35 protein-coding genes and 1 tRNA gene are annotated in these 26211 nt (G+C 63.6%); 15 read left to right on the top strand and 21 right to left on the bottom strand.

Going from position 1 to position 26211, the window contains the following annotated elements; all coding sequences use genetic code 11:
• Window positions 1-12 precede the first annotated feature (12 nt).
• The 14 genes from WDB86_RS01045 to WDB86_RS00980 form a co-directional block, all read right to left on the bottom strand.
• The gene (locus WDB86_RS01045; RefSeq protein WP_406736345.1) at window positions 13-2094 is read right to left on the bottom strand and encodes a head maturation protease, ClpP-related; all 2082 of its coding nucleotides are present in this window, start codon (window positions 2092-2094) and stop codon (window positions 13-15) included.
• Window positions 2078-3526, bottom strand: coding sequence for a phage portal protein (locus WDB86_RS01040; protein ID WP_406736344.1), 1449 nt, complete (start codon window positions 3524-3526; stop codon window positions 2078-2080). Before WDB86_RS01040 ends, WDB86_RS01045 begins: the two co-directional genes overlap by 17 nt.
• 3 nt (window positions 3527-3529) lie before the next feature.
• Window positions 3530-3733 (bottom strand): phage head-tail joining protein, encoded by a 204-nt coding sequence (locus WDB86_RS01035; RefSeq protein ID WP_339109260.1) that lies wholly within the window; start codon window positions 3731-3733, stop codon window positions 3530-3532.
• 3 nt (window positions 3734-3736) lie between these two features.
• Window positions 3737-5953: a terminase gpA endonuclease subunit gene (locus WDB86_RS01030; RefSeq protein WP_406736343.1), complete on the bottom strand. Its 2217-nt coding sequence runs from the start codon at window positions 5951-5953 to the stop codon at window positions 3737-3739.
• A 3-nt stretch (window positions 5954-5956) separates the two neighbouring features.
• Window positions 5957-6619, bottom strand: a complete 663-nt coding sequence (locus WDB86_RS01025) for a DUF1441 family protein (RefSeq protein ID WP_339109258.1) — start codon at window positions 6617-6619, stop codon at window positions 5957-5959.
• 255 nt (window positions 6620-6874) lie between these two features.
• Window positions 6875-7585 carry a hypothetical protein gene (locus tag WDB86_RS01020; RefSeq protein ID WP_406736342.1) on the bottom strand — a complete coding sequence of 237 codons (711 nt, stop codon included), beginning with the start codon at window positions 7583-7585 and terminating at the stop codon, window positions 6875-6877.
• 99 nt (window positions 7586-7684) lie between these two features.
• Window positions 7685-8356, bottom strand: a complete 672-nt coding sequence (locus WDB86_RS01015; RefSeq protein WP_406736341.1) for a hypothetical protein — start codon at window positions 8354-8356, stop codon at window positions 7685-7687.
• Window positions 8353-8931 (bottom strand): hypothetical protein, encoded by a 579-nt coding sequence (locus WDB86_RS01010; RefSeq protein WP_406736340.1) that lies wholly within the window; start codon window positions 8929-8931, stop codon window positions 8353-8355. Before WDB86_RS01010 ends, WDB86_RS01015 begins: the two co-directional genes overlap by 4 nt.
• A 260-nt stretch (window positions 8932-9191) precedes the next feature.
• On the bottom strand, window positions 9192-9806 hold the full coding sequence (locus tag WDB86_RS01005) for a hypothetical protein (RefSeq protein WP_406736339.1): 615 nt from the start codon (window positions 9804-9806) through the stop codon (window positions 9192-9194).
• Complete coding sequence (locus WDB86_RS01000) at window positions 9806-10264, bottom strand: DUF1937 family protein (RefSeq protein ID WP_406736338.1); 459 nt, start codon at window positions 10262-10264, stop codon at window positions 9806-9808. Before WDB86_RS01000 ends, WDB86_RS01005 begins: the two co-directional genes overlap by 1 nt.
• 211 nt (window positions 10265-10475) lie before the next feature.
• Complete coding sequence (locus WDB86_RS00995) at window positions 10476-10730, bottom strand: hypothetical protein (RefSeq protein WP_406736337.1); 255 nt, start codon at window positions 10728-10730, stop codon at window positions 10476-10478.
• Complete coding sequence (locus WDB86_RS00990) at window positions 10730-11725, bottom strand: hypothetical protein (RefSeq protein ID WP_406736336.1); 996 nt, start codon at window positions 11723-11725, stop codon at window positions 10730-10732. The genes WDB86_RS00995 and WDB86_RS00990 overlap by 1 nt, the downstream gene beginning before the upstream one ends.
• Window positions 11722-12210: a hypothetical protein gene (locus WDB86_RS00985; RefSeq protein ID WP_406736335.1), complete on the bottom strand. Its 489-nt coding sequence runs from the start codon at window positions 12208-12210 to the stop codon at window positions 11722-11724. The genes WDB86_RS00990 and WDB86_RS00985 overlap by 4 nt, the downstream gene beginning before the upstream one ends.
• 79 nt (window positions 12211-12289) lie before the next feature.
• On the bottom strand, window positions 12290-12460 hold the full coding sequence (locus tag WDB86_RS00980; protein WP_406736334.1) for a hypothetical protein: 171 nt from the start codon (window positions 12458-12460) through the stop codon (window positions 12290-12292).
• A gap of 141 nt (window positions 12461-12601) precedes the next feature.
• Between WDB86_RS00980 and WDB86_RS00975 the strand changes: the two genes are divergently transcribed.
• Window positions 12602-12964: a helix-turn-helix domain-containing protein gene (locus WDB86_RS00975; protein ID WP_406736333.1), complete on the top strand. Its 363-nt coding sequence runs from the start codon at window positions 12602-12604 to the stop codon at window positions 12962-12964.
• A gap of 747 nt (window positions 12965-13711) precedes the next feature.
• Here WDB86_RS00975 and WDB86_RS00970 read toward each other — a convergent pair.
• Window positions 13712-13927, bottom strand: coding sequence for a hypothetical protein (locus tag WDB86_RS00970; RefSeq protein WP_406736332.1), 216 nt, complete (start codon window positions 13925-13927; stop codon window positions 13712-13714).
• Here WDB86_RS00970 and WDB86_RS00965 point away from each other — a divergent pair.
• The 12 genes from WDB86_RS00965 to WDB86_RS00910 all read left to right on the top strand — a co-directional run bounded on the left by WDB86_RS00965 (window position 13926) and on the right by WDB86_RS00910 (window position 18212).
• Window positions 13926-14195: a hypothetical protein gene (locus WDB86_RS00965; protein WP_406736331.1), complete on the top strand. Its 270-nt coding sequence runs from the start codon at window positions 13926-13928 to the stop codon at window positions 14193-14195. The genes WDB86_RS00970 and WDB86_RS00965 overlap by 2 nt on opposite strands.
• Before the next feature lie 106 nt (window positions 14196-14301).
• Window positions 14302-14577, top strand: coding sequence for a DUF2312 domain-containing protein (locus WDB86_RS00960; RefSeq protein WP_406721646.1), 276 nt, complete (start codon window positions 14302-14304; stop codon window positions 14575-14577).
• Window positions 14578-14764: 187 nt separating this feature from the next.
• Window positions 14765-15199 (top strand): tellurite resistance TerB family protein, encoded by a 435-nt coding sequence (locus WDB86_RS00955; protein ID WP_406736330.1) that lies wholly within the window; start codon window positions 14765-14767, stop codon window positions 15197-15199.
• Entirely contained in the window at window positions 15199-15357 is a 159-nt protein-coding gene (locus tag WDB86_RS00950; RefSeq protein ID WP_339107127.1) for a hypothetical protein, read from the top strand. The genes WDB86_RS00955 and WDB86_RS00950 overlap by 1 nt, the downstream gene beginning before the upstream one ends.
• A 53-nt stretch (window positions 15358-15410) precedes the next feature.
• Window positions 15411-15683, top strand: coding sequence for a hypothetical protein (locus tag WDB86_RS00945; RefSeq protein ID WP_406736329.1), 273 nt, complete (start codon window positions 15411-15413; stop codon window positions 15681-15683).
• A 317-nt stretch (window positions 15684-16000) separates the two neighbouring features.
• Window positions 16001-16420 (top strand): hypothetical protein, encoded by a 420-nt coding sequence (locus tag WDB86_RS00940; protein WP_406736328.1) that lies wholly within the window; start codon window positions 16001-16003, stop codon window positions 16418-16420.
• Between the two features lie 10 nt (window positions 16421-16430).
• On the top strand, window positions 16431-16610 hold the full coding sequence (locus WDB86_RS00935; protein WP_406736327.1) for a hypothetical protein: 180 nt from the start codon (window positions 16431-16433) through the stop codon (window positions 16608-16610).
• Window positions 16611-16625: 15 nt separating this feature from the next.
• Window positions 16626-16874 carry a hypothetical protein gene (locus tag WDB86_RS00930; protein ID WP_406736326.1) on the top strand — a complete coding sequence of 83 codons (249 nt, stop codon included), beginning with the start codon at window positions 16626-16628 and terminating at the stop codon, window positions 16872-16874.
• Between the two features lie 42 nt (window positions 16875-16916).
• Window positions 16917-17108, top strand: a complete 192-nt coding sequence (locus WDB86_RS00925; RefSeq protein WP_406736325.1) for a hypothetical protein — start codon at window positions 16917-16919, stop codon at window positions 17106-17108.
• A 23-nt stretch (window positions 17109-17131) separates the two neighbouring features.
• On the top strand, window positions 17132-17302 hold the full coding sequence (locus WDB86_RS00920) for a hypothetical protein (RefSeq protein ID WP_406736324.1): 171 nt from the start codon (window positions 17132-17134) through the stop codon (window positions 17300-17302).
• A 315-nt stretch (window positions 17303-17617) separates the two neighbouring features.
• Window positions 17618-17977 carry a hypothetical protein gene (locus WDB86_RS00915; RefSeq protein WP_406736323.1) on the top strand — a complete coding sequence of 120 codons (360 nt, stop codon included), beginning with the start codon at window positions 17618-17620 and terminating at the stop codon, window positions 17975-17977.
• Window positions 17970-18212, top strand: a complete 243-nt coding sequence (locus tag WDB86_RS00910; RefSeq protein WP_406736322.1) for a helix-turn-helix domain-containing protein — start codon at window positions 17970-17972, stop codon at window positions 18210-18212. Before WDB86_RS00915 ends, WDB86_RS00910 begins: the two co-directional genes overlap by 8 nt.
• On the opposite strand, the gene WDB86_RS00905 is transcribed toward WDB86_RS00910, so the two are convergent.
• From WDB86_RS00905 to WDB86_RS00895, 3 genes are all read right to left on the bottom strand, one after another.
• Window positions 18209-19138, bottom strand: coding sequence for a tyrosine-type recombinase/integrase (locus tag WDB86_RS00905; RefSeq protein ID WP_406736321.1), 930 nt, complete (start codon window positions 19136-19138; stop codon window positions 18209-18211). The genes WDB86_RS00910 and WDB86_RS00905 overlap by 4 nt on opposite strands.
• Window positions 19139-19313: 175 nt before the next feature.
• Window positions 19314-19389: transfer RNA gene (locus WDB86_RS00900), tRNA-Thr, on the bottom strand.
• 51 nt (window positions 19390-19440) lie between these two features.
• Entirely contained in the window at window positions 19441-21102 is a 1662-nt protein-coding gene (locus tag WDB86_RS00895) for an ABC transporter permease (protein WP_406737064.1), read from the bottom strand.
• Window positions 21103-21220: 118 nt separating this feature from the next.
• Between WDB86_RS00895 and WDB86_RS00890 the strand changes: the two genes are divergently transcribed.
• Window positions 21221-22096 (top strand): hypothetical protein, encoded by an 876-nt coding sequence (locus tag WDB86_RS00890; RefSeq protein ID WP_339107635.1) that lies wholly within the window; start codon window positions 21221-21223, stop codon window positions 22094-22096.
• A gap of 143 nt (window positions 22097-22239) precedes the next feature.
• Here WDB86_RS00890 and WDB86_RS00885 read toward each other — a convergent pair whose 3' ends face one another.
• Window positions 22240-22491: a DUF2312 domain-containing protein gene (locus tag WDB86_RS00885; RefSeq protein WP_339107636.1), complete on the bottom strand. Its 252-nt coding sequence runs from the start codon at window positions 22489-22491 to the stop codon at window positions 22240-22242.
• 156 nt (window positions 22492-22647) lie between these two features.
• Between WDB86_RS00885 and WDB86_RS00880 the strand changes: the two genes are divergently transcribed.
• Entirely contained in the window at window positions 22648-22863 is a 216-nt protein-coding gene (locus tag WDB86_RS00880) for a hypothetical protein (protein ID WP_339107637.1), read from the top strand.
• Window positions 22864-22911: 48 nt separating this feature from the next.
• Here the strand turns inward: WDB86_RS00880 and WDB86_RS00875 are convergent, their stop codons facing one another.
• Together WDB86_RS00875 and WDB86_RS00870 are read right to left on the bottom strand one after the other, a co-directional pair.
• Window positions 22912-24846: an enoyl-CoA hydratase-related protein gene (locus WDB86_RS00875; RefSeq protein ID WP_406736320.1), complete on the bottom strand. Its 1935-nt coding sequence runs from the start codon at window positions 24844-24846 to the stop codon at window positions 22912-22914.
• A gap of 192 nt (window positions 24847-25038) precedes the next feature.
• A complete protein-coding gene (locus WDB86_RS00870; RefSeq protein WP_406736319.1) occupies window positions 25039-26181 on the bottom strand; it encodes a FliM/FliN family flagellar motor switch protein in 1143 nt (380 codons plus the stop codon).
• Window positions 26182-26211 lie beyond the last annotated feature (30 nt).

Below are 26211 nucleotides of genomic sequence, written 5' to 3'. Positions count from 1 at the left end.
TATGCGACCCGCTTATTGGCCCGCATTCTTGTAGACGCCGCGATATTCCACCGCCGCCGCCCCGAAGATGTGGCGGGCATTCATCGTCACCACATCGGGGTTCATGCCATCGAGCGTCTCGACGGTGGGGGCCTCGTAGCCTTCGAGATAGGCGTGCTGGATCGGGGGCATATCGCTAGAGACAAGATACCAGGCCGTATCCGAGCCGCCCGCCGCCGCGCCGAGATTGCCCACGGTCGAGGGGGTGAGCGAGTTCGAGAACGGGTTGGCATCGGCATTCTTGGCCGGCGTGATGGCAGCGGCGAACTGCATGGCGGGCAGCTCCAGCGCCGGCGGCACGATCAGCCGGTCGGGCTCGATCGACAGGAAGTCATCGCTGTCTTTCGAGCCGAAGGCCCGCTGTTCCCACATCGCCTTGCGCGCGGCGGCCACCGAGGTGACCGAGATCGCCGCCGCCTGCGCCGCGAGATTGCCGTGATCGGCATGGAACAGCGTCTTGCCGTCGGATTTGAGCTTGGCATTGGTGCGGAACAGCGTCCAGACCATCGACGCCTCCATCAGCCGCGCGGCGGTGGCGAACTCGGTCGGGATGCGCTGGAAGGCCCCCATATCGTCATTGATCACCGCCTCGAAGGTCAGGTTGATGGTGCGGCCCCGACGTTCGACCTTCAGGCCTTCGGCCTCATCGACCAGACGGGCCTGTTTATATTCGCCGTTCTCGCCCACGGGCTTGAGCTGGAAGTCCCCGCCGAAGCGCACCGCATGCAGCTCGCGGAAATCGGCCGCCGAGATCGGCGCGCCGGTCACCAGCTGCCAGCTGGCCGCGCGGCGGTTATAGGCCTCGATCAGGGTGCGCTTCATCACCTCGGTGGTGATATAGGCGAAATCGCTGACGCCCAATGCGCCGCCCGTCATGGTGGTGGCCATCATGCCGCGCTTGACCTGTGCGGCCTCGTCATAGCCGCGCGAGCCACCCGCGAGATCCATCGCCATGCGCTTGAGGCGCAGCCCGCGATAGTCCGCTGCCGGACCGTCGGTCTTCTTCATCAGCGCGCCGATCATCCCTTCCATGCGGGTGTCGGTCTCGTCGCGGGTGATCTGCGCCGGTGCATGGCTGCGGGTGGGGGCCTCTGCCGCCGCCATCTGCGCCATCAGCCGCAGACCGGCCTCTGCCACCTGCGTGCCGTCATCGACAAGCGCGTCGATATCGGCCTGCATCAACCGGCCCGAGGTCAGAAACGGCGCCGCCATCTCGCGGATGCCCTTCACGCGGGCGCGCTCGGCGGCGACCGGATCGGGGGCCGGTTGCAGCGCGGGGGCCGGTTGCGGCGGGGTCGCCATCACCGGTGCCGGTTGCGGCGCGGGCGGGACCGGCGCGGGCGTCGGGGAGGTGGTTTGTGCGGTGGGGGTGGTCATGGTTGCATCCTTTGCAATGGACAATCGGGGAAGACGGGACAGCAGGCGCTCATAGGTGGCGCCCGCGCTCATGAAGGCCGCACGGGCCGCCTCCATCGTGGTAAATCGTGTCAGGCGCGCGGTGGGGCTCTCCTCGCCCGCAACCGCATCGGCAAAGCCCTGCGCCACGGCCTCTTCGGGGCCGTACCAGGTCTCTGCCTTCATGATCTCGCGCATCTCTTCGGGGGTCTTGCCGGAGGCGCTGGCATAGACGGCGGCATAGGTATTGGCCGAGGCCCCGATCACATCGGCCTCGCGGCGCATATCGGCCTCGGTGCCGAAGACGCATCCCGACGGGTCATGGATCATCAGCTGCGAGCCTGCCGACATCAGGCGCGTGCGTCCGGCCATCAGCAGCAGCGAGGCGGCAGAGGCGGCCAGCCCCTCGACCACGATGGTCACGCCCCCCGGATGGGCGGCAAGGATCGCGCGGATCTGCTCGCCCGCCCAGACATGGCCGCCGCCCGAATTGACGCGCGCCGTCACCGGCCCCTCGCCCAGGATCTGCAGTGCCTCGCGGACCATACGCGGGGCGAAGAACACATCTTCCTCCCACATATACCCCACATAATCGTCCAGCAGCACCGTCCCGCTCAGGATCAGCTCGCCGCCCACAATCAGGTCAGTCGCCTTCATCATCACTCTCCACTGTCTTTGCGGGCGGCTCGGCCCCTTTGGGCTGGACCGGCGCGAGGCCCGCCGCCCTGTCTTCGGCCTGATCCTGCGCCCGTTCGGCGCGGATCGTATCGGGATCGCGGCCCAGCTCGCGCTGGGTGCGCTGGCGCGAGTTCAGCCCCGCCTCGACCTCGTCGATCATGGCGGGGATCTCTTTGGTGGGGTCGACAAGGATCCGGCGCGGCGGGGTCCAGTCCAACGTGAAGGCAAGGCCCGTCTGGCCCGCCATCGCCAGCCCCTCGCGGAACCAGCGTTCCATGCCGCGACAGAACTGGCCGATCATCAGGTTGCGCTGCCACATGCGCACCAGCCGGTCCATCTCCATCCGGCCCATCCGCCCCGAGGAGAAGTTCACCCCCTTGAGGTCACCGGCCAGCGACTCGTAGCTGATCCCCAACCCCATCGCGACCATGCCAAGGCCACGGCGCATGAACTCGTCATAGCCATCGACCTTCGGCGGATCGGTGAAGTTGGGCTTGGCCCCCGCGGGGAGGTTGACCACCGCGCCCGGGGCCAGCTCTTCCAGCCCCGCCCCCGCATTGGCGGGCCGCGTGGCCGCGTCCTCCCATTCGATCACCACGGCCATCAGTGCCGCCATGCGCTGTTTGAGGATCTGCGCCTCCTGATAATCGCCCAGCTCGCCCAGCGTCATCATGACAGGTGCCAGCCACGGCACCCCGCGCAACTGGCCCGCCCGATCGAAGCGCCGGATATGCAGGACATCGGACCAATGCACCCGCGTCGAGGACAGCGCCTTGCGGTTCTGCACGGCACCGGGATGCTCGTTATAGAGGTGATAGGCCTCGATCGCGCCGGTGGGGCCGTATTCGATGCCCTCCACCACGAGGTTCTGCCCGTACGATTGCACCGTCTGGTCGAGGTAATCGGCCTCGATCAGCTCGACCTGATAGGGCAGACGCAGATGCGGATCATGGCGCGGGTTGCGCATCCGCCTGCGCACCAGCACCTCGCCATCGCCAAAGACCGTCCCCATCACGATACCCTGCATCTCGTAGAGGTCATATTCGCCGAGGCTGTCGATATCGGGGGTCAGCAGATGCTGCAGGGCCTCGGCCACAAGGCCGCGCTCGCGGTCGCTTTGCGCACGGATCGAGGGGGTGATCCCTTCGCCCACCACATTGGCGACCACCACATCGCGCCCGCGCGCCGCATAGGGGCGGTTGCGGATCATATCGCGCGAGAGATTGCGCAGCCGCGCGCGATGGCCGAAGGCCGCCGCATCCGCCGCAGCCCCCGGCGCTTTCCAGCCATAGGTGCGCCGCCCACGCGAGGCGGCGTCATAGTTCATCAGCTGCGCCGCCCCCGCACGGGCGCGCATGCGTTTGAGACCCGCTTCAGGACTGAAGAAGGTCACCACACGATCAATGGGGTTCATAGGTCAGAGGCCTCGCAAGGTCTTGGGGTAGCTCACGCTGAAGGCGCCGGGCCGCGCGCCGCGCAGCGCATCCTTCATCAGCACCAATGTGGCGCGCATCTCGTCGAGCGAGCGGTATTCCACCCGCTCGCCATTGATCTGCACCACCCGCGCGCCGGTGGCGATCGCACGTTCCATGCGGGTGATGTCTGCCTCGGTCCAGGCCATGCTCTAGCGTCCTCGAAGATAGCGGATCCCCATCCGCGCAGGCGGCGGGGGCGCGGATGATTGGGAGGGCACGGGGGCCTCCCCCGCACCGGTGGCCGCGCCTGCGCCGGAAGCCGGATCCGCCGGTGGCGTCCGATCCGGCCCATAGGCCTGCGCGAAGGGATTGACGGCCCCCAGAAGCGCCCAGTCGGGCGGGGCGTCCCAGTTGATCCGGCTGATCCCCTTATGCTCGGCAACCGCCAGCGCCTGCACCGACAGGTCGAGCGTCTCGTTACGTTTGACGCCGGTCTTCAGCTCGTAGCCTTTGGGGCCCTTGCGTTCGGCCAGCAGCTCGGCGCGGTGTTCCTCGTCCAGCCAGTCGGGCGTGTGCTGGGCCCCGGGGCCGCGTTCGAACCGCCCCAGCGCTGCCAGAACCGAATCCTTCAGCCGGTCGGTGGCCATGTTCAACAGCCTGATCGCCCGCGCCTTCTTGCCGTTCGAGCCGCGTTCGGGCGAGGCATACCAGACCCTGTCGCTATGCTTGAGACCGCCCCGCCCGATCGAGAGGAACCACAGATCCCCCTCGCCCGCACGCCGGCGCGCGCGCCAGAACCGTTCGGCATGATCGGACCATCCGGCAGGCCCGTTGAAATCCACCACCAGCGCGCAGGGCGCGAGTGCCCAGGGCTGGCCCGCCACCGGATAGGTTCGCGCCGCCAGCCCGACCAGCACGCCCGCATCCTCGGCATAGCGACCGGGATCGAGCGCGCGGAACTGGCCATCCTCGTTTTTGGCCTTCGGGGCGTCCTCGGGCGGTTGCGCCAGCGCGAAGCGGTCGATGATCACCCGCTCGCCCTGCGCGCCCCAGGCCATGACCAGCGCCTCGAAACGGTTGCCCTGCACATCGACCGAGGTGGTGATGAAGCGTGTCCAGCCGGGGGCTGTGCGCTGATCGAGGCGCACGGCATGATCGGCCAGCATGGCCGTGGTCAGCTCGCCCTCGACCTGCCCCCCATGCGGCACATAGGACTCGCCGCGTTCGGTAAAGTAGACACGGCTGAGCTCGGTATAATCGCCGAACTGCTCGGCCTGTCGCAGCGCCAGCTCGTAAGAGGTCACGATGCCTTCCCAGCTGGCAAAGGCCGCCGCCGCCCCGTTGAGCGAATAGCTCGCCACATCGGTGGCGCGCAGATCGGGATCGTCGATGGTGACCAGCGCCCGTTTGCCATCCTCCCCGACCGTGCTGCCCTCATGCAGCCAGCCGCCCCGCCCCCTGAGGATCTGGCGGTTCATCTCGTTCTTGTGGCGATGGCTGTAAAGCGCGCCGCAATGCGGGCAGCCCATCTCGGCGCGCGCGCCCGCCACGGCAGGCTCGAGTGTCGCGTCATAACGCAGGAGCTTGAAATGCGGCTCGAACAGCTGGCCACAGTCGCGGCATTGCCAGTAGAACCGCCCGCGCGTGCCCTCGTTATAGATCCGCACGATCCCGCCCGAGACGGGCGGCAGCTCATGCGGGTTCTGCGGCCCCGCCTTCCAGGTCTCGTCGGTGACCGGAAAGGCGGGCGTGCTTTCCAGAAGGACACAGCCGCGCGACATGAAGGTGCGGATCCGCTGGCGCGCCATCCCGTAGGGGCTGCCTTCGGGCGCGTCCTTCGGCCCCAGAACCTGCGGCATGTGGTCGTAATCGGTCAGCAGCACCAGCCGCTGCGAGCGCGAGGACAGCTGGCGTGCCACCGGATAGCCGATGGTCAGCCGCATCCCCTTGAAACGCTTGCGCGAGAAGGTGCTGTCATCACGCGCGCGGCCCAGCCGGTCGCGCACCGAACGCGAATTCTCGATCATCGGATCGAGCTTCTCCTCGACCCATGCATCCGCATCGGGCTTCGACATATGGATGATCTGCACCGGCGCGGGCGCGCACATCACCGAATGCACCGCCACCGTGATCAGCATCGTGGTCTTGGCCGATTGCGACGGGCCCACGAAACAGACCGATTTGAACTTGCGCGACTGGGTGATATCGGCGGGCTCGACCATATAGGGCGCCACCGCGCGGTCGAAGCGCGACCAGTCCGTGCCGATCGGCACATGCATGTAGGCTTCGGCGGCATCGGTGACCGAGATCCGCGAGGGTGGGTCCAGCAGCGGCAGCGCATCGGCCAGGAGCTCGCGCGGCTGGATCCATGCCGGAAGCGGCGGGATGCTCAGCACCGAGGCCCCGCGATCCATCATCTCGACCATATCTCAAAGCCCCATATCCTGCTGTTCGTAATCGGCAAGCTGCGTCACCTGCGCCGTGCCCATGATCGACAGCTCGATCATATTGCGCATCTTCATCACCACCTGATCGCAGCGCGCCTCGACCTTGGCGACCTCTTCGACCCCCAGCCCCAGATCGCGCTCGAGGTGGTCGGGCATCGTGCCCAGGGCCGTGGCCACCACCCCGATCAGGTCTTCCAGCAGCTCCGAGACCTTGGCGGCCCGCACCAGCTCGCCGCGCTGTTCGGCCACGCGGTTGCGGTGATATTCGGCCTCCGACCATTCGCGCAGCTGCTTGGCGGTCAGCCCGCCCTCCTCTTCCTCCTGCTCTTCGTCGAGATTGCGGAAGGCGAGCGACGCCTGCATGGCCAGCGCATCGCCGCGCGCCTTGCTCTCGCGCGACTGCTGTTCGCGGGCGCGCCGCCAGGCATAGCAATGCGACAGCTGGAACTCGTAGCTGACGCCGTTCTGGCCTGCCGTTTCCACCGGCATGCCCTGCCCCACCCATTTGGTCACCGTGTTCTCGGAGACATTAAAGGCCACCGCCAGTTGCGCGCGGTTCATCACGCCATCCGTCAGCCCCTCGGGCAGCGGAAAGCGCGCGACATCGAGCACGCTCCCGTCGGATAGCGTGACAAGGGTATCCATAAACTCTCTCCTGATTAGAGCGCGATCAACGAGGCACCCGCCCCGAAGGTCGCCAGCCGTCGGGTGGCCAGATCGCGCAACACCTGCTCAAGCGTCGTGGCGCTCATGGCCCATCCCCTTGAAAAGAATAACAACAACAACCCCAACCTCCCCTGCCGGAAGATCCCGAACAGGCGAAAGTCACGGGGTGCGAATTACCCGCATGCGGGCAGGCCCGCGGAAGGACCCGTGGCCGATCCGGCGCGGATGGCGGGGTCAGCCGAACCGCTTGGCGATCATCTTGGCCAGCGTCCGGCCCAGATGCGCGGGCAGCCGCGTCTCGTAGATCCGTTCGGCCTCGGCGAAGAAGCCGAGGCGCTTCTGGTAGACCGGCACCTTGTCCGACAGGATCGCCACCCGCTCGGCAATGCCCGACGGCCCGCGCTTGTAGATGTCCTGCGTCAGCCCCGCCTTGGGCACGAAGTAGCGCGCCCGCTTGGGGCGGCGCTTGCGCGAGGCCGTGGTCTCGTTGGCGCTCCGGTCCCGCTGGGCATTCAGCGCCGAGAGCACCTGATTGCGCTCGCCCGTCGACCAGTTGCCATAGGCGTCGAGCCGCGCGCCCTCGGCAGGGATCACCGACTGGATGATACCCTCGAAGGCGAGGTTCTGCGCCAGCAGCTTTTCGAAGCCCGTCTGGCCGCGCGGCCCGCCCTCTTCCTGCACCTTCAGGTAATGGCGCCGGCCAATCGTGGCCCGCTCCTCCACCGCCGCTTCCAGATCCGAGGCCCGCGCTTTCTTCACCCGAAAGGCGTTCTGCGTGAACCGCGTGGGCCGGTCGAAGACCACCGTCATCCGGTCGGCCACCTGCGCCCGCGCCTCCTCCACCGTGTCATTGAGCGCCCAGGTCGAGGCGATCACCACATCCCGCGTGGCCAGCGTGTTGAGCGCCGTGGTGAAGCCCGACACGTCGAGGATGGGCTGGGGCATGAGGGGCACCAATGTCTGGAAATGCAAAACGCCCGCAAGGTCTTTCAACCTTCGGGCGCTCGTGTGGTGACTGCAAAATGTCAAATCGGACTGCCGCAGTCAACTGATATTTTGCCAAGGAGAGAGCACAGGCTGCGCACTGGTGACAATGATCGTGTCGAGGTAGCCCGGAACGCGCAACTGCGAAGCCACCTCCAGAAGCGCACCACACCAGTTGAGATAGGCTCGGCGTCGCCGCGCAACGTCACCTGCTCCACCGACAAACCTGATCGGGCAGAAGCAACTGCGCACCTTTCGGCGATGCCGGCAGGTCGACAAATACTCCCATTCTTCACCCTCGACAGCGGACGCGATCTGCTGGCCATCATCACCGAATTCCCACGCCATCGGCACCACCCGCCGCACACGCGATCCCCGCCAATCCGGCGCGGTCCCTGCCCGCGCATGCGTGGCCACCAGCACCGCCATCTCGCGCCCGAACATCGGGTTCAGCTCCAGCGCCTCGACCGCCGCCGCAATCATTGCCGCATCGGGGTGGATCTGTGGCGCGGGGCCAGCGCCGCCGCCATCGATCCGGCAGCCCAGCTTGGCCTGTTGCATCATCCGCCACTCGGGCGAGACGCCCACGCGATCGAACTCATGCGCCCCGCTATGATCGAAGTCCATCCGCGCGTTCTCCGGCCCGAAGGCCCATTCCAGCGCCGAGCGCACGCTCATCACCCGAGGCCCCGCCGCCACGATCCGGTCCCGCCGCACATCCGCCATCATCATTGCTCTGCCTCTGCCAACCGCGCGATTGTCTCGCATTTGCCCATTGCCGCCCGCCGCCGCTGGCGAAAGCCCAGATCATCATCACTGACCATCCGGCCCGCCGCGAGGTTCTCTTCGATCACCGTCAGGCGGCGCAGGTTCTCGCGCGCCTGTTCGCGCAACTGGCTGGCCACAAAGGCATTCGGCCAGCGCCGATTCTGTTTCAGCCAGAAGCGCAGCTCGGGGGCCCAGCCATCGCGCAGCGCCTCCTGCCCGATCCCGTTGGCAAAGACCGCGCGCAGAAGCGGGCTACCATCATCGGAGGGCGGCTGGATCTCGGCGGCCCATTCGAGGATCTTCACCGCGATCGGGAACCGGTCCCCCGCCTTGCCGCCCGGATTGGCCGCCACCTGTTCGGCCAGCGCCGAAAGCGACAGCTCGCTCATATAGGCCAGCCGCTCGCGCAGCCCCGCCTGCATCTCCTCGAACCCCGCCTTGGTCAGGGTCGAGGGCTTGGCCAGCCCCTGCCGCAAAAGCGGCTCGATCAGCATCGCCTGCACACGCTTCTCGCCACTGGCTTGTTCTGCACTGTCCATGTCACCGCTCCTTTCTCAGCAATGGCCGCAGCCCGCCGCAAGCAAGAGGCTCAGGGCGGTGCGATCCGGTATTTCTCTTTTCTTTTCATCTCTTCTCTTTTCCTTTCGGCGGTTACAGAAACCGCGCAAAAAAAGGGAAGACAGGCGGATATTCACGGAAAATTCCGTGTCATTTCCGTTTTGATCTGTGATTTTCCGTAACCATTCCGGAATATTCTGTAACCGTAACAGAATATCACTGATTACACAGAAGCCTCGCATCACCCGTGAACCTCCATGAACTCGTTAAGAGCTTGGCGCACCAACGCCTCGCGCCGCTGCTTGCCGGTGTAGCGATCTTCCAGAAACTCGTTGAACCGGTCGAGGAACATCGGGTTATTCAGCAACTGCCCTGCCCCGATCCGATCCTTGATCATCGCCTCGAGATCCTTGAGCTGCTTTGCCACCTTCCGGTTCTCGGCCTCCACAGCGTTGCGACGCTTCGACTTTAGCGCCTCTTCGGCCACCTCAGTCACCACATTATGGGCATAGCGCACCTCGCCATTATCGCAGCGCACCTTGTACCAGCCGTGAAGCGGGGTGATTTCGCGTTCGCAAAGCTGCTGCCAGCGCTCAAGCGTGATCCCCAGTGCCTTGGCCAGCAGCCGCTCATTCGTCGGTAAGGTGCCAACCGGCGTCTCGTCATGCGCCTCGCAAAAGAGCTGGAAGCCATACCAGCCCACGTCGGGCTCGGCCAGCTGCCGGAACTCGCTCTTGCGCCAGCGCTTGAGGTTCCACTGGATGAAGAAGTGGCTGTCGAGCCGTTCTTCGGCGGAGATCGGATAGAAGGGCATGCTGTTATCGCCCACCACCGTAAAGCTGCGTTCCGCACCCATCACATTACCCCTTTCGCTTCGACCATGACGGGCACCCCATGCGAGACGGCCCATTGCACATCGGCCCAGATTTGCGGGCAGCTTGCCCAGCCACGGCAGGCAGGAACCCAGATCGCGCCAGCCGCATTGCGGAGACCTGCGACCTGCTTGGCCCACCCGACCGGCTCATTGATTTTGAGATGCATATCGACCTCGAGCATCGCAGCCCCGAGGATTACGGGCGAAGCCGCCCAGATGCCTACGCGCGACAGCTCCGCACATGCCCGTGCGGCGAAAAGCGTGGCCGCTTCCGGCACCTGGCACAGCTTGAGACGGACGGGCGAACTGACATAGACAGACTTCCCGCCCGCATGGCCCACCACATCCGCAGGCCCGACCCCGAAGACAATCGGGCCGGACCAATCCAGCGGCTTGGCCGAACGCGACAGTGCGGCCCAGTTTTCAAATGTAGAGGTCAAGACATCACCGCCTTGCACCCATGCGAGCGAAGAAAGATGCGGGACGGTTTGTTGACGCAAACCGCCCCATAGCGCCGCCCGACCACGCCCAATAGCCGGGAAGCACTTGCACGACACCCACCACTCAAAAGAGGTGCCGCGCGCTTTGCCACTGAAAGGATATTTTCATGGCAAAACCTAAGGAGACGCACCGCTGAGACCATCGCCCCCATCATTCATCCCCCACGAAATTCAGGATGCTCTGCGCGACCACCCGCGCCATCGCCGGGCTAAGATCAACCACCGCGTCAACCGCGCCGCCCGCCTCGATAACCCGCAGTGACAGGCTGCAACCACCCTGCGCCACCACCTCGACCGCCTTACTACCGCTCAGGCCAGCCAGCCGCGTCGAAAGGACGACTTCCTGCGGGCGGGGTTTCGGCCGGACTTCCACGCGGGACGGCGGGCCAACTGTTCTTTCGACCATCACGCCACCCCGCCCGACTTGGCCATATCCGCGCGGTATTGCAGCGCCTCGATCATGGCATCGGTCATCCCCTTGCCCATGCCGATCACCGGCCCGCAGATCAGGCGGAACCGTTTCATCATGGCCTTGCCATCAACACCAAGGTCAGCGGCAACCATGTTCTGCAACTGGCCGTCCAGCAGCGCCTTGCACATGGCCGCCTCGGTCGCAGGGTCAAACGCCGGATCAGGCCGGAGGCCCCGCACATGCCCGAAACACTTGGCCGCGATAGGCGAAAGATCCTGCTTGGCCTCGGACACGACAGACGCGGGCGCGGGCGCGGGTGCCGCCTCGCGCTCCTCCAACTGACCGTTCGCGATCATGTATTTGATCTTCGAACCAACCGACTGATTGCGGCGCCCCAGCACCGTGGCGATCTCCGCCACCGCCTTGCCCGCGCCATAAAGCTGGCGCAGCTTCTCCAGCTCGCCATCCGTATAAGCGCCAGTCCGGTAATCCTCAGCATCGGCTGGCATCGTCTCGACAGCAGACACGGGCGCAGCCTCTTCTGCCTCATCCGCATCAGCCACAGGCGCGGCAGGCAGATCGACAATCTCAGGGCCGCGTTGTTCTACAACGGCCCGCGCAAAAGCACCAAGCGCCTCAGGCAGGCACCGGCCTACATCCTCCACCGCCCTCTGAAAAACAGCTGACGCATCCTCGCGCGGCACATCCAAATCCTCGGGCGAGACATTGAAACAGCCCGCCACATCCCCCTCCGAAAAGCGGCGCGTCTCGAACAAGGGCACATCAGCCGCGCCCCGCTCCTCGCGCGGCCCCTCGAAAGCCACATGGATCGAGGCCCCCGTGACGCCCGAAAGCTGGAACGCTACGTCCCAGCCCTCTTTCGACATCGCATCGCCAATATCTACCAGCGAAGCCAGATTGCTCAGGCTCTTGCGCTGCGCCTGCACGCTACGGTGAAGCTCTTCCAGCGTCATCATTCCGTCGCTCATGCCCGCGCCTCCCGTTGCACCAAGACCGGCGTGATCGGCATCGCCTCCACCCGCGCAATCGCCCGTTCGATGACGGCCTTCGCCTCACGAAGCTCGCGCAGCGTCTCTGCATGCGTCCGCGCGTCGACCTCGTCGCCGCATTTGGCCAGCTCGGACGCCGCCTCGCCGCTTTCCTTGTACACTTGCGCCGCAATCTCGATCATGCTGGCCGCTTCGGCCATCGGCGTCATCGCCACCTGATTGCGGCGAAGGCTGCGCAGGTAATCGTTCAAACGGTCCGACTTGGTCACATGCTGGATCACGATGATGTCCATCACCGTCCAATCTAGCGAACCATTGCGACGGCGCGAGAACTGCGCCGGATCGGTCATCTGCCCCGAGAATTGCTCGTAAGCAGGCTGAAACCGCGCAGGCCCGCGATCTGTCACAAGCAGCTCGGACATGATTTCAGAAATGTCTTCTCGGATCTTGCTGGCCTTCATCATCAGTTCACCTTGCCAAGAGTTTTGATTTCCCCAGCAAGACAGCGGGGGCGATAAACGGGACATGGAACATTTGACTGCATCAATTTTCCGGTCCCGCAGGACATTCCTCGCGCAGCACCATCTCGGATCTGGCGCGAAGGAGATCATCCGCCGTGAGCGCAATCCCGCGCTTGGCGGCTCCGCTCAAAAGCGCGATGTCATAGGCCCCCGGCACCACACCCCGCTGAAACCAGCGATGAATCGCTACCATCTCGATCTCTGGGCGGAGGAGACGCGCATCTTCGAGAATAGCCCGTCGTGAGGGCCAGAGATTGAGAATTTGCAAGACGGTCAAATCGTGTTCCATACGCCACGATTATGACCAATTCGGTCATTGGTCAAGGATGCCATAATGGAAATTGCGACCAAATTGGTCACAGGCCATGATCAGCCCATGACAAATGCCCAAGAAAAACTCCTCTCGACCCACACCTACACGGAGATGCGCCCCGAGAATATTGGTCGGCGCCTCACCATTCTACGCGAGGCCCTGGGCCTCGAGAAGGCCGAGATAGCTGATGCCTTGGGCATTGAGCGCACTTACTGGTCGCGCTTCGAGAATGGCAAGCGCCCGATATCAGATACGACCGCAGCCCTATTATGCGAGCGATACGGCGTAACATTGGATTTCTTGATCCTCGGAAGATGGAACACGTTGCCGCTCGAATTGGCCACAAAAATGCGCTCAGTCGAAGCGAAGCTTCGCACCAGCTGATCCAGACTTTCTCCTGTAGCTGCCGCGCGCATCGCGAGAGAAAACAAGTCCGAGCGGCCATTTTGAGACGCCATTTCTTCCTCATAATCAAAAAACGGCGAGATCAATCCCACCCAAGCGGGACCTTTCCAGCTACGTGCGCCCATGACCCAACTCAAAATTACCTATTAAGATTAAGCAAGAATACTCAATCTTCAATTTTAGTATCAGAGTCCCGATCTCACGTCACGCCATTTTGGGACGCTAAATATAAAAAAATGATATTTAGCGTCCAAATTCAAAACGCATCCCGTTATGCGCATTAATGACGGCCATCATTGATAGCCACATGGTGCCCTAACGCATCAACACCTAACGTAATCCGCAGGCCCGCGACCCATCGCGAGGAACGGAGACCCACCCTTCTCGCCAGTCGCGCAAACCCAGCCACGAGCTCCACCGGGCATCCATCGCAACGGATAGAAATGGTGGAAGTGAGACAAGTCACCGAAATCCGCATCATCATCAGACAGGCGCCCTGAAACCCTTGCTCTTTCCTCGAGCACTCCGGCTAATTTCGGAACATCCCGAAATAATGACGGCGTCAGGAAGCCTCTCCTCAAACCAGAAAATGACCATTCCGGTCATTTTTTATATTGCAAGTGACCAAACGGGTCACTACGCTCCATCCCATCGGCAGCGACACATGAGCCTGCCGCCCCCTCAGGATGGAGCCGCGCAATGCAGACGATGTCACGAACCACCAACTCACGGATGCCCCTCTGGGCCGCCGTCGGCATTGGCGCGGCTCTCCTTGCTCTGATGATCCACCTCGACCCCGTCGCGCAGATTTCCCACGCACATTGGCAGGTCGAGCACCCCGCTTTCTGAGATCGGTTGCCTGATGACTGCTCGCAACCCAACTGCCGGGCGGTGCGCTGCTCGCCGCCGCCCGGCCTTTTCTTCTTTCAGGATGATCCACATGCCCAAATACACCCCCGAGAACACGGTTATGGTCGGTCAGCCGATCCGCGTTTTCTGCAATGAGATCGAGGTAAAGACGCCGTTCGAAGCGGACACCGACGAGGGCTATGTCGTGCAGGCGCGGACCACCCTATGCGGTCAGGGCTACGTTTATTGGCACGAGGAGAAGAGCCGTTATCAGGTCGCAACCCAGCGCATTCACGGCACCGTGCGGGTCGAACTGATCGACCCTGAAAGCATGCATGACCTCACAGACCATGTCCACTAGCCCGCCCATGAACGCCATGCCGACCATCCCGATCACCGAGAACACGCCCGCTTTCCTCGCCAAAGCCGCCCATAGCATCAGCCGCGCAAAGGCTGGCAAGCCGCCGATGAAAGAGGATGCCGACTTCAAGGCCGCCGCCGAGAAGGCCTATCAGGTCACTGCCGACGAGCTGCGCCAGTTCATCGAACAGTTCGAAAGCCTTGCCGCCGAAAAGGCCGATATCGCCGAACAACAGAAGGACGTGATGGCCGAGGCCAAAGCCCGCGGCTACGACACCAAGGTGATCCGGAAAATCATCGCCCTGCGCAAGCGCGACAAGAACGACGTGGCCGAGGAAGAGGCCATCATGGCGATCTACAAGGAAGCGCTCGGCATGGAATAGCGAGATTTGGCCCCATCCTCCCTGTTTCGGGGGCCAGATATGGGGCGGCGCAAATTCACCCCGCGCCGCCCCGAGACCCGAATTCGTCCGATCCCACTCGGATGATAGGCGGAAGCCGCGCGTAACCCGTACCCTGTTTGTGCATCGCAGCTTCCGCCGCCCTTTCACCAAGAACCAAGGAAGACCCATGTTTGGAAAACTGAAAGAACGCCTCTCGGGCGGCTCCAAAAAGCTGTCCGGAAAGACCGATCTTCTGGAAGGCATCTGCGCGATCAGCGCCCTTGTCGCCTGCGCCGATGGCGAGATCGAGGACTCGGAAGTTGCCGGGGCGCTGGATGCCCTGCAGAACCATCCGACGCTGGCTGATGCCTTCAGCGGGACGCAGATCGAGCAGGCGCTCGACAAGCAGTTGAAGCGCGCAAACGGCTCGATGACCGGCAAGCTCGCCCTGAAGCGCGAGATCGAGGAGATGAAGTCCAAAAACGCCAGCGACGAGCTTGAAATGGCGCTGATGGTCGGCATCGATATCGCGATGGCCGATGGCGAGCTGGAGCCGGAAGAGAAGATCGTGCTGACCGATCTGGCCAAGCGCCTCGGCTTCAACCTGTCCAATTACCTCTGATGGACTGGCTGAAATCCCACGTCATCAGCTGGACCACGTCCGCCGCGCTGACCCTGACGCTGTTGCAGGCAATCACCCCGTCCATCCTCGACTGGATCCTGCGCGCGATGATCGTGGGTCTTGTCTGGCTGGCCGCGCGCCTGTCCCGCCTGCCCTGACCCTGCCAGCCCGCCTCTCGCGCGGGCTGCGCCCTTCCCCCGAAGAGGTTGCCATGTTTACATCCCGCCGCAAGTCCAACGCCATTCGCGCCGCGAAGATCACCTATCTCGACCATCTGGCGAAAAACCGGCCCTTCTTCCTGATGGGCCTGCCGAGCCGTGCCGACCGGATCGGCGCGCTGCGCCTCGCCGCCCGCGCGCATAATCTGACGATGGACGATCTCTGCCCGCATGTCGGGGCCTGCACGCGCGGCAAGTGCAAGGGCCACAAACCCTCGGGCACCGCTGCCCTGCCCGCCGGCCCCAAGCTTCTGCCAAGCACCTGATCTTCCGGTGCCCGCCCCCGTGCCGGGGCGGCATCCCGAAGAACAGGAATTCGCGCGGCGGTCGCGCGGATGATCTGCGGGGGCAATGCTGTCCGACGCGCCCCCGCAGATCCAGTCATTCAGGAGGCCACATGCTGATCGCCATCATCGCAGGCGCGGCCATCGCTGCCGCCCTTACCATCGCCGCCGCAAGAGGTATGACCGATGAATGACCCCATGCAGCCCCGCCGCGCCCCGTCCGGCTGGTGGATCATCCCCGCCCTGTGTCTCAGTGGCGTCATGATCGGGGGCGGGCTGGCCGCTTGGGTGTAGCTGTGATGGAGAAGGCAGAATACCTGATCCATAAAGCTGGGCGCGGCTGGTATCGCCCGAAAGCGCAGGGATACACCAGCCGCGTCGATGAGGCTGGCCGCTTTACCCACGCCGAGGCCGTCAGCTACTCGCACCCCAATGGCCACACCGGCCCGCGCGATGGATTGACCTTCCGCCACCAATGCGAGGTGCAGGCGGGCAGTAACTGCGATGATGCCATGCGCATCCATGAATTGACCGCCGAGCTTGACGACCTGCGCAGCGGGAAGGAATGGCTGTCACAAGCTCTCGCGGATGCCAACGCAAGGATAGAGGCCCTTGAGGCTCAACTGCGCGGCCAAGAGGCAGCCGTCGACACCATCTCCAGACTTTACAGCCTTCCCCCCAGCGCGGGCCACCGGCCCCGCTCAGAACAGCAGAGATAAGGAGGCCGATATGGCCGAGAAACAGACCAACACAGAGCGCGATGCCGCCCGCTACAGGTGGCTCAAATCTCGCGACCTGGACACCATTCGCAGCGGGGGCGTCTTCGCCGGTCTAACGCCGGAAAATGTCGTCCTGAACGGCGACGATCTTGACCGGCGCATAGACGCCGAAATGTCCAAAGCCAGCTAACCCCTAGAGGAAACTATGACTGCTCGACCGATCGAAAGCTGGCATGAAGACATGGGCAACAAGACGTGGTGGGCGCTCGGCCCTGATGGCGAATGGCTGGGTGAACCTGCATGGATCGGCACCCCAAATGACAGCGACTGGCCGGGGTATCATACCCACTTCACCGACCACCCGCCGATGCCAGAAACACCTGACGCGGCGAGTCGCCGTATCCGCGCAGAGGCATGGGCCGAAGCCCGTGACCTTGGCCTTTTCAGCTACTGAAACCTAAAAATCCCGTTTCCCAGTCCAAGGAGGACCTACCCAATGAAAGAAGCGATCGGAAGCTATGCCGATATCATCGGCGCCGTTGCAACGATAGTGATGCTCTGTGCGTTTACAGTTGAGGCGGTGGCAAAGGACAAGGCCATGATGGCTGCGATCTATTCGCCTATGGCGGTGATCTGGATGATTTTGTTCGCCTTTGCTCTGGCCGATCGGCTTGGCCTGATCGACTGATCCAGACACCCCTCGGAGGCTCAATGCACCTCACAGAATTGATTTCCCAGCTTGAGGACCTACTCGACCAGAACGGCGACATGCCAGTCCAGCTTGATAGCGGCCAGCCGGTGCGAGAGGTCGATTTCTTCTACCCCCTCACCTCCGACATGAAGTCGTATGCCGTTCCGGCGGAAGCCATCGTCATCAAGTAATCCAGCTCCCCAGGTCACCACCAAATGACATGCGCGCCCGACCACCTAACCCCGATCTCGCGTACCCCCCCCGACAAGCGAATGAAGGAGAGAGAAAGAGATGCCTCTTACCCACGCACAATTTTCGATGCAGGCCGCATACCTCGCGAGCCGCGCATCAAGCTGGGCCGGCGGTTGCCTAACGCTGCCAGAGGATTTGCAAGAACCTATGCGCATCTCTTCCGTGCATAGGTTTACCGCAATGCTCCGCGAAACAGCCGACATTATCGATCGGATGCAGGCTGAACCAGTCCCCACCACACAGGACACCACCCCATGACCGAGGAACAGCATAAATGCCAATCCTATGAACCAGGGCAGCAAGTTTGCCGTGATGGATTCCCGGTAAACGCAGCCTGTTTTGGTGCTCGCTGTCATGCCTGCGGGGCATGGGCGGCACAAATAAACCCGCCCGCCTGCATGCGAGAAGACTTCGCACCCAAGCACTTAATCGATGATGCCGGAATGCCGCGCCTCGCTGCGCACCAACGCCTGCACGCCCCCACCACACAGGACACCAGCCCCGCCGAAGCCAACGCCAAAGACGAACAGGCCGAGCGCCAGCGCGCCACCGGCCACCACGAGGACAGCGCACCCGCCAATCGGGTCGTGAGGAAGGAAGGGAACGATGGGTGAGCAACCCCGCATGATGGTCATGGTGGACGAGAGCCGGCTGAATGCAATGGAGGCACAGCTGCGCAACCTCTGCAGGCTTCTGGAAGCCTCGAACATTAAGCCCAAGGATGAATGGCTCACAGCCGCACAGGCCGCAGAGCAGCTCGGCGTGAGCACTCAGACGATCTGGCGCAAAGCCACAAGTGGCGAGATCGAGGCGAAGGGCACAGGCAAAGCGCGGCGGTATCGGCTCTAATCGAGCCGCCGCGCGATATCTGCCGCGCCCTCTCGATAATAAGTATTGAGCAATATCGACAGATCACGATGGCCGGAAATCTTGGCCAGCGTCATCACATCCACCTTCCGCGATAGCTTGGTCAGCGCATAGGCGCGGCTGTCATGGAAATTGAGGCCCTCAATCACGGCCTTGGTTCGAACCTTCCGCCAGAGCACATCAATCTGCTGCGAGTTCAGGCCGAACACCGGATCCAGATCCGGCAGCATGCGCAATAGTTCCACAGCAGCCGTGGATAGCGGCACCTCTCTGGCCGAGCCGTTCTTGGTCATGTGGAGGCGGCAGACACGGTTCTCCAGATCGATATCCTCGCGACGCAACCCGACAATTTCGCCTGCCCGCATAGCCGTCTCGCAGGCGAAACGGAATGCATGATAAGCCCGCGCTGTCGCGTGGCTCAGATCATCCCCAGCAACCAGCGCCAGCCTCTCAAATTCCTCATTGGTCGGCAGACGGTCCCTCGCCTTGGGTTGCGCGGGCTTGCGCACATCTTTGAGTGGGCTTTCCTTAATCAAGCCCCATTCGCGTGCAGCCTGTGTCAGCACCGCCCCGAGCAACGTCATTTCCCGCCGCACAGATCCGGCAGAAACCTCAGAAAGACGCCTGTCGCGCCAGTCGGCCAGATCGCTGGCCCGAAGGTCTCCCATGCGAATCTTCGCCAGACTGTCGCGCTGGAGCTTTTCCAACCGCACAAACTCCCATCGATGACCACGCTTTAAGGGCGAAACCTCGCGGGCATAGCGGTCCATAATCTCGCCAAAGGGCTGCGCTGATGCCACGGCCTCCGAGTTTTCCAGTTCCCATTCGGTCCGCGCAGCCCAGTCTTTTGCCGCTTGCTTAGTCGGCAGGACTTTGCTTTTTCTGATTCCGCGCTTGAAAACCTGCACCCGCCAGCCATTGGCAGATTTCGCGATAGAAGCCATGCGTAATCCCATGCGTAGTTTGTGCGTAGTCGGATGCACATTTCTGGAAGAATTACGCAGTCATAGCACAACGGGCAAAGCACGAAACCCCGTAAACACAAGGGCTTTTCGACTTTACGCTATCAAGGGATTTCAAAGGTGGTGCCCCCAGAGAGACTCGAACTCCCGACCCTCGACTTACAAAATCGCAGCTCTACCAACTGAGCTATGGAGGCACTCCCGTTCAGATACAAACTTGTTCGGGCGCTTGCAAGTCCTTGCGGCACTTAACGTCTCGAAAGATTGGCTTTGGCCAGAACCACCACCGCCAGCAATCCGACCGCCATCACCAGAAGGGCGGGCGGCGCGGCATCGCCAAGGTTTTCGAGGCTCGCTTTTTCGTGCACCCGCGTTGCCAGCGTCTCGTAATTGAAAGGCCGCAGCAGCAATGTCGCAGGCAGTTCTTTCACGCATTCGACAAAGACCAGAAGCAGCGCCGAGCCGACAGATCCACGCATCAACGGCAGATAGACCGTGCACAGAACCTGCCCCAAGGACCGCCCCAGCGAGCGGGCGGCCATTGGCAAGGACGGGGCCACCCGCCCGAAAGCGGCATCGGTCGAGGCCTGCGCGATGGCAAAGAACCGCACCACATAGGCCAGAATGATCGCCATGCCCGTTCCGGTCAGGATCAGCCCCGGATCATGGCCGGTCAGCGCCCAGATCGTATCGGCCTGCCAGTTATCAAGCGCCGCCAGAGGTATCAAGATCCCCACCGCCAGCACCGCGCCCGGCGCGGCGTACCCAAGTGCCGTCAACGGAATGACCAGACGCGGCAGTCCCTGCCCCGACAGGCGCATCCCGTAGACCATCACCAGAGCCGCCAGCACACAGATGACAGAGGCCAGCCCCCCCGTCAGCAGGCTATGCCAGACCGCAAGCAGCAATCCCGATCCGGCCCAGGCCTCGGGATTGGCCAGCGCATGGCCGCCGATCACCAGAACCGGCAGGACGAACCCCGCCGCAAAAGGAATGCAGCACAGCCCGAAGGCCAGCCATCCCGCCGCCCCATGCAGGGTGACCGGCGTCACGGGGCGGCTCTGCCGCGCCGACTGGTAATAGCGCGACCGTCTGCGCCCCAGCGTTTCGGCCGCAAAAAGAGCAAAGATCACCGCAAGAATAACCAGCGCGATCTGCGCCGCGCCTCCGGCATTTCCGGCCTCGAGCCATGTGGTAAAGATCCCCGTGGTCAGGGTCTGCACGCCGAAATAGTCCACGACACCGAAATCGGCGACCGTCTCCATCATGGCAATCGCCGCGCCCGCAACAATGGCCGGACGCGCCAGCGGCAGCCCCACCCGCCAGAACAGCGCCCAAGGCCCCGCCCCCAAGGCGCGGGCCACCTCGTAGCTGGCACCGGATTGCTCGCGGAAGGCATTGCGCGCCAGAAGATAGGCATAGGGATAGAAACTTGCCGCCAGCACGATAACCGCCGCCCAACGCGAGCGCACTTGCGGAAACCAGTAGGCCTGCGCCCCCTGCCAGCCGAAAACCCCGCGGGCCAGCGTCTGCAGCGGACCGGAATAGTCCAGAAAATCCACCAGCGCATAGGCTGTCACATAGGCCGGAATGGCCAGCGGAAACAGCAGCGCCCATTCCAGCCAGCGATGCCCCGGAAAGCGGTACATCGCCACCAGCCAAGCGGCCCCCGTCCCCACCACCGCAGTCAGCACGCCAACGCCGCCCGTCAGAATGGCCGAATTCGCAAGATAGCGCGGCAGGGTCGTGGCCAGAAGATGCGGCCAGATATTTTCCACCGGATGCGCGGCAAGCCAGCCCACCGCCCCGATCGGCGCAAGGATCAGCAGGGCAAACAGCACGGCCACCGCCGACCAGCCCGCCGTACCTGCCGCCCTGCCCCGTTCGAGATGCGCCTTTAGCTTGCCCATATCCTGCCCAATTCCGAGTTTATCCATCAGGAACACCCTTCCCGCATAGACCGAAAGCCGTTTGCCTGTAAAGCAAAGCTCCTTTAATCTAACCCCATAATGAGAGCGGAGAAAAAACATGCAGGTTGTCTTCCATCTTGGCGCCCATGCAACCGACGAGGATAGTCTGGTGCGCTGTCTGGCAAGAAACCCGCGCGTGCTGGACGAGAACGGGGTGATTGTCCCGCATCCGCGCCGTTACCGGATGGTGCTGCGCGACACGCTTCTGGCGCTGAAGGGCGGGGAAGCCGATCCCGAGACCGCCGATGCCGTGCTGGCTGCGGTGACCGATAAGGAAGAGATCAACCGCATCATCTTCAGCCATGAATACTTCATGTGCATTCCCGAGCGTGTGGTCACCGATAAGGGCTTCTATACGATGGTTCCGGGCAAGCTGGAGCCATTGGCCAATATCTTCCCCGATGCCGAGATCGAATTCCATCTGGCACTGATCAACCCCGCCACCCTGATCCCCGCTTTGGCCACGCGCCTGCCCGAGCGCAGCTATGACGATCTCATGCAGGGGGTCGACCCCCGGGATCTGCGCTGGCGCCCTGTCCTCGAACGGATGGTCGAGGCCGCGCAGGGCCATAAAATCGTGGTCTGGTGCAATGAGGACGCGCCGCTGATCTGGCCGGAAATCCTGCATAGCCTGAGCGGCATCAGCGGGGATGTCACACTTAACGGCGAACAGATGATCCTGAAGACGATCATGACCGAGGGCGGCTTCCGCCGCTATGCCGATTACATTCTGAACAACCCGCCCAAAACCGTCGAGCAACGGCGCAAGATCACGATGGCCTTTCTCGACAAATTCGCCAAGCCGGACGAGCTGGAAATGGATGTGGCCCTCCCCGGCTGGGACGAGGCCCTGATCGACGAGGTCACCGCCCTCTACGAGGCCGATATCGACGCCATTGCCGCCATGCCGAATGTCACCTTCCTCGCGCCCTGACCACGGTTCGGGCCGCCGTCAGGCCACGCCGGAAGCGGAGGACTGACGCGGCAGAAGGCTCCGACAGAAGGCCCCAATTGCCCGCATAGACAAAAGGCCCCCCGCAAGGAGAGGCCTTTTCAGGGCGCCATAGCTGGCGGGGATCATTCCATCCCCAGCGCCTGCTTGTAGATATCCATGATCGCCTCTTCTTCCGCGACATCGTTCTTGTCGCGCTTGCGCAGGGCAATGATCTTCTTGATCACCTTGGTATCATAGCCGCGCGCTTTGGCTTCGGACATGATGTCCTTCTGCTGCTCGGCAATATCCTTTTTCTCGGCTTCGAGACTTTCGAACTGCTCGATGAACTGGCGCAGCTCGTCGGCGGTTACCTGATAGGCGGCATCATTGGGCATGACATGTTCCTCTTATTCGTCTTGCCCTGTTCCCTAAGCCAGCCGCGCCTGCGGAGCAAGCACTCTCGGGGGGCGCGAACCGCCTGAATGCTTGTCACATTGGCGCGAAATCGCTAAGCGCAGGCATAACAGCAATTCTTTGAAAAGGGCAGCGCGATGCAATTCCTCATCTGGACCGGCGCGATCATTTCCGTTTTGGGGCTGGCGGGCCTTGCATGGTGCATTCTGACCGTCGCCAAAGCCAAACGCGCGGGTCTTTCCGAAGACGAAATGCGGCTCAGGCTGCAACGCATCGTGGCGGTCAATCTGGCCGCGCTTTTCGTGTCGGTGATCGGGCTGATGATGGTGGTGGTCGGGATCTTCCTGCGCTAGGCGGGCGACCCCCAGACCGCGACAGAGGCGCGTCGGGGGCATGAGCGCTCAGGCGCGATCAAGATCCCCGAAGCTGCGCCCGTTGCGGATCAGCACATCCCACAGCGTAACAGGCTCCGGCGCGCCCCCTGCGGCAAGCTGCGCCAGTTGTTCGCGGCAGGCCAGCAGACCGCGCTGGTCGGCCATGAACATCGGCCCGCCCTCGTGGCGCGGGAAGCCCAGCCCGTGCACGGCGCTCAGATCAAGATCACCGGGCCTGTCCACCGCCCCCAGCTGCAAAAGCTTCGCCCCCTCTGCCGCCATTGCCAGCCAGATCCGCTCGACAATCCGCTCGGCATCCAGCGGACGTGCCACACGGTCCGCCTCGGCGCGCAATGCGTCCAGCAGCGCAGGCTCGAGCGGGTCGGGCCGCGCCACCCCGTCACTGTAAAGATAGACGCCGCGCCCTTTGCGGATCCCCCCATAGCCCTCGACCAGAAGATAGGTCAGAAGCGGGCCGGGCACGAAACCGGCACGACGCAGACAATGCGCCACGGTCTCGACGCCAAGCCGGTCGATCTGCTGGAAGGGAGGCTGCAAGCCGAAGGCCTGACAGGCCTGATCCACCTGTACCGGCGTCGCCCCCGAAAGCACCGACTGTTCCGCCGCAGCCCATAGCGCAGCCTGAAGACGCGCGACCAGCCCCGGATCCATCCCCGGCAGGCCGATCGCCAGATCACCGCCTGCCCGCAGGATCGCGGCCAGAAAATAGACATCCTCGACCGCTTTGCCATGCACTTCGACATGGCGGCCATAGCGTTCGATCCGGATGGCGGCCTCGGGCTGGTTCGTTGCCACCAGCGCCGCCGCCGAGACCGCCTGTAGCGCCCCGACGATCTCGGCGCGCTCTTGCGGCGCAGAGTCGGCAAGGATGATATCGGCCTTGGCAAAGGCCTGCGCCGCGTCGGTCGTGGCGCTGACACGATCCCATGCGGCGTCGCGCTCTGCCGCGCTCATCCGGCCCAACAGCACAGCCGCTTCCTGCGCCCGCGCCAGCCCCGACAGCCCTGCCTCCAAACGGTCCTGTTGTGCCTCGGCCCAGATCACCCGATGACCGGCACCGGCCAGCGCATAGACCAGACCCTCGGGCGGGTTCCAGACGGCAAAGGTCCTTGCGCCGATCTCGCCCGCCCCCACCGGCTGTGCCTCCTGCGCATGCACCCGCGCCGCGGACGCGCGCAGATGGCGAAGCGCCCGCGAGGCAGGCGAAGACAGCAGATCGCTATGCGCCACCGCCTCGAAATCCAGCGCCTCGGGGAAGGGCAGCAGAACCGCCGCCTCGGCAATGCTCAGCGCCTTTTCCCAAACCGCGTGCTGCGGCCCGGCCTCAAGCGTGTCGCGCAGCGCATCGAGTTCGGTGAAATAGCGTCCGGTCTCGCGGCTGGCTCCTTCCGGATCGGGCACCAGCCCCTCTTCGGCAAAGGCCTGCTGCAAGGTATCAGCCAGAGCGGGCATATCCAGCGCATCTGCCGGAACGACCGCATCGCAGCCCCCCAGCTCGACCGCCTGCGCCGCCGAAAGCGCACGCCCGGCCTTCAGGAAAGACAGAAGTTTGCGCGGCCCGCTCCGGCGTAGGAAGCGGATCAGGCTCCCCCCTGCCGGAAGATAGCCAAGGCTCGGTTCGACCGGATCGAAGCTGGCGGTCTCTAGCGCCAGACGCAGACGTGCCGCCTGTGCCAGAGCAAAAGCCCCCGCGCGGATACGCCCCTCAAGCACGACAACCACCGGACAGGGCAGATCGGACAGGCTTTGCGCAAGCGCCGTCATCGACGGGGTCTCGGCCTCATCGGCGAAATCCGTTTCGGGAGTGTCGGCGCAAGGCCATGCGCCGGTCGCGCGGATAACAACGCCCCGCAGGTCGGCCTCCTGTCGGCACAGGCCGATCGCGCCCCCCAAAGAGCGGCGCAGCACCGCATCGAAGCCTTCACCGCCTGTCTCCGGCAAAGTCAGAAAAGTGACCCCATCACATCGCTGAACCCTGATCCGCCTGACCATACGACCCCGCCCCGCTAAACTGCACATGGCAGGCCCGCGCAGGCCCGCCTTCTCACCGCTTACGGCAAGCCATAGGCGTCTCGCAAGTCGCACGGGGGGAATTTGGTGAAAATCATGCAAAGCCCTGCCCGGCGGGCGGGCCTAGCCACCCGTTCCGGTGCGTTGGGCGTCATCCTCTTCGAAGGCGCTGAAATCCATCGCGGGGAAGCCGCCTTCTGCGGCGTCATCACCGCCCAGACCGCCCATATCCATCGCCGGAAAGCCGCCAGCATCGGCCTCCCCGCCCATGTCGAAGCCACCCATTGCCGGAAATCCGTCGCCGCTGGTCCCCTCTTCGCCAAAGGGCGTGTTGCCAATGGCCATAGCGCCCAGATCGGGGCGGGTCTGCATCTCGTCCAGTTCGTTGATTTCCGCGCTCTCGGCTTCACTGGCGGTCAGTCGCAAAGCGCGGCGTCCGCTATGCTGGCCCAGCTTGGCCATCCCCATCCGGCGGCCATCCACCCCCTCGACACGCAGCTTCTCGAGCGCCTCGCGCGGGATCGGGATCTCGACCCCCGGTTTGAAATTCATCACCCCCGAAAGCGGCATGCTCCAGCGATGCAGTACCGCCGTCAGTTCGGCGCGGGTGCTCATAACGGTGCTTTCCATCTGCTGCGCCCACAGCGCCTCTGCCTCGGGAGCGCGGTTATCGGCATCGCTTTGCGGCAGAACACGCTCCCCGCGTCCGCGCGCAGGCACGGCCCAAAGCAGCGAGACCTCGCGGTCCATCGCGCTGCCGATCTGCATCGTGATGCGGAACATGCGATAGGTGATTTCCTCGAGGATCAGCGAAAGCGGGCGCGGATCATCGAAGAAGGACAGATAGCGGAACCCGCCAGCCCAGATGATGTCATCGCTTTCCGCCAGCGCGTCCTCCAGCCCCGCCAGAAGCGAATCGAGCACCCCCTGCACCATAGAGGCATCCACGCGCGTCGGCCTGCGCGGCGCAGGCTGGATGCGCGAGAGCACCCCCATCGTCTGCACCTCGATCAGGGAGGAAAAGGTGATTGGCGGCAATGCCACAACCCCAAAAGCGTCTTTCGGCCCCTCGATCACGCAGAGCATCGGCTGTTCGGGGAAAGACTCCATCAGTTCGGTCAAGGAGACCTGAGACTGATGCACATCCAGCACCTGAAGCGGCAGCCCCAATGTATCCTGTGCGACTTTCGCGAAGACATGGCGGATCGCACGCTCGGGCGAGACCGGACCGCCCGACGCCGCCGCCTTGGCTGCATCGGTCTTCATACGCAAGATTGTCGAAGGCTTCTGATCCAC

The organism is Thioclava sp. GXIMD4215, assembly GCF_045291555.1.
Lineage (GTDB): Bacteria > Pseudomonadota > Alphaproteobacteria > Rhodobacterales > Rhodobacteraceae > Thioclava > Thioclava litoralis.
Note: the sequence above shows the minus strand (reverse complement) of the source record. Positions and strands in the feature narration are given on the sequence as shown.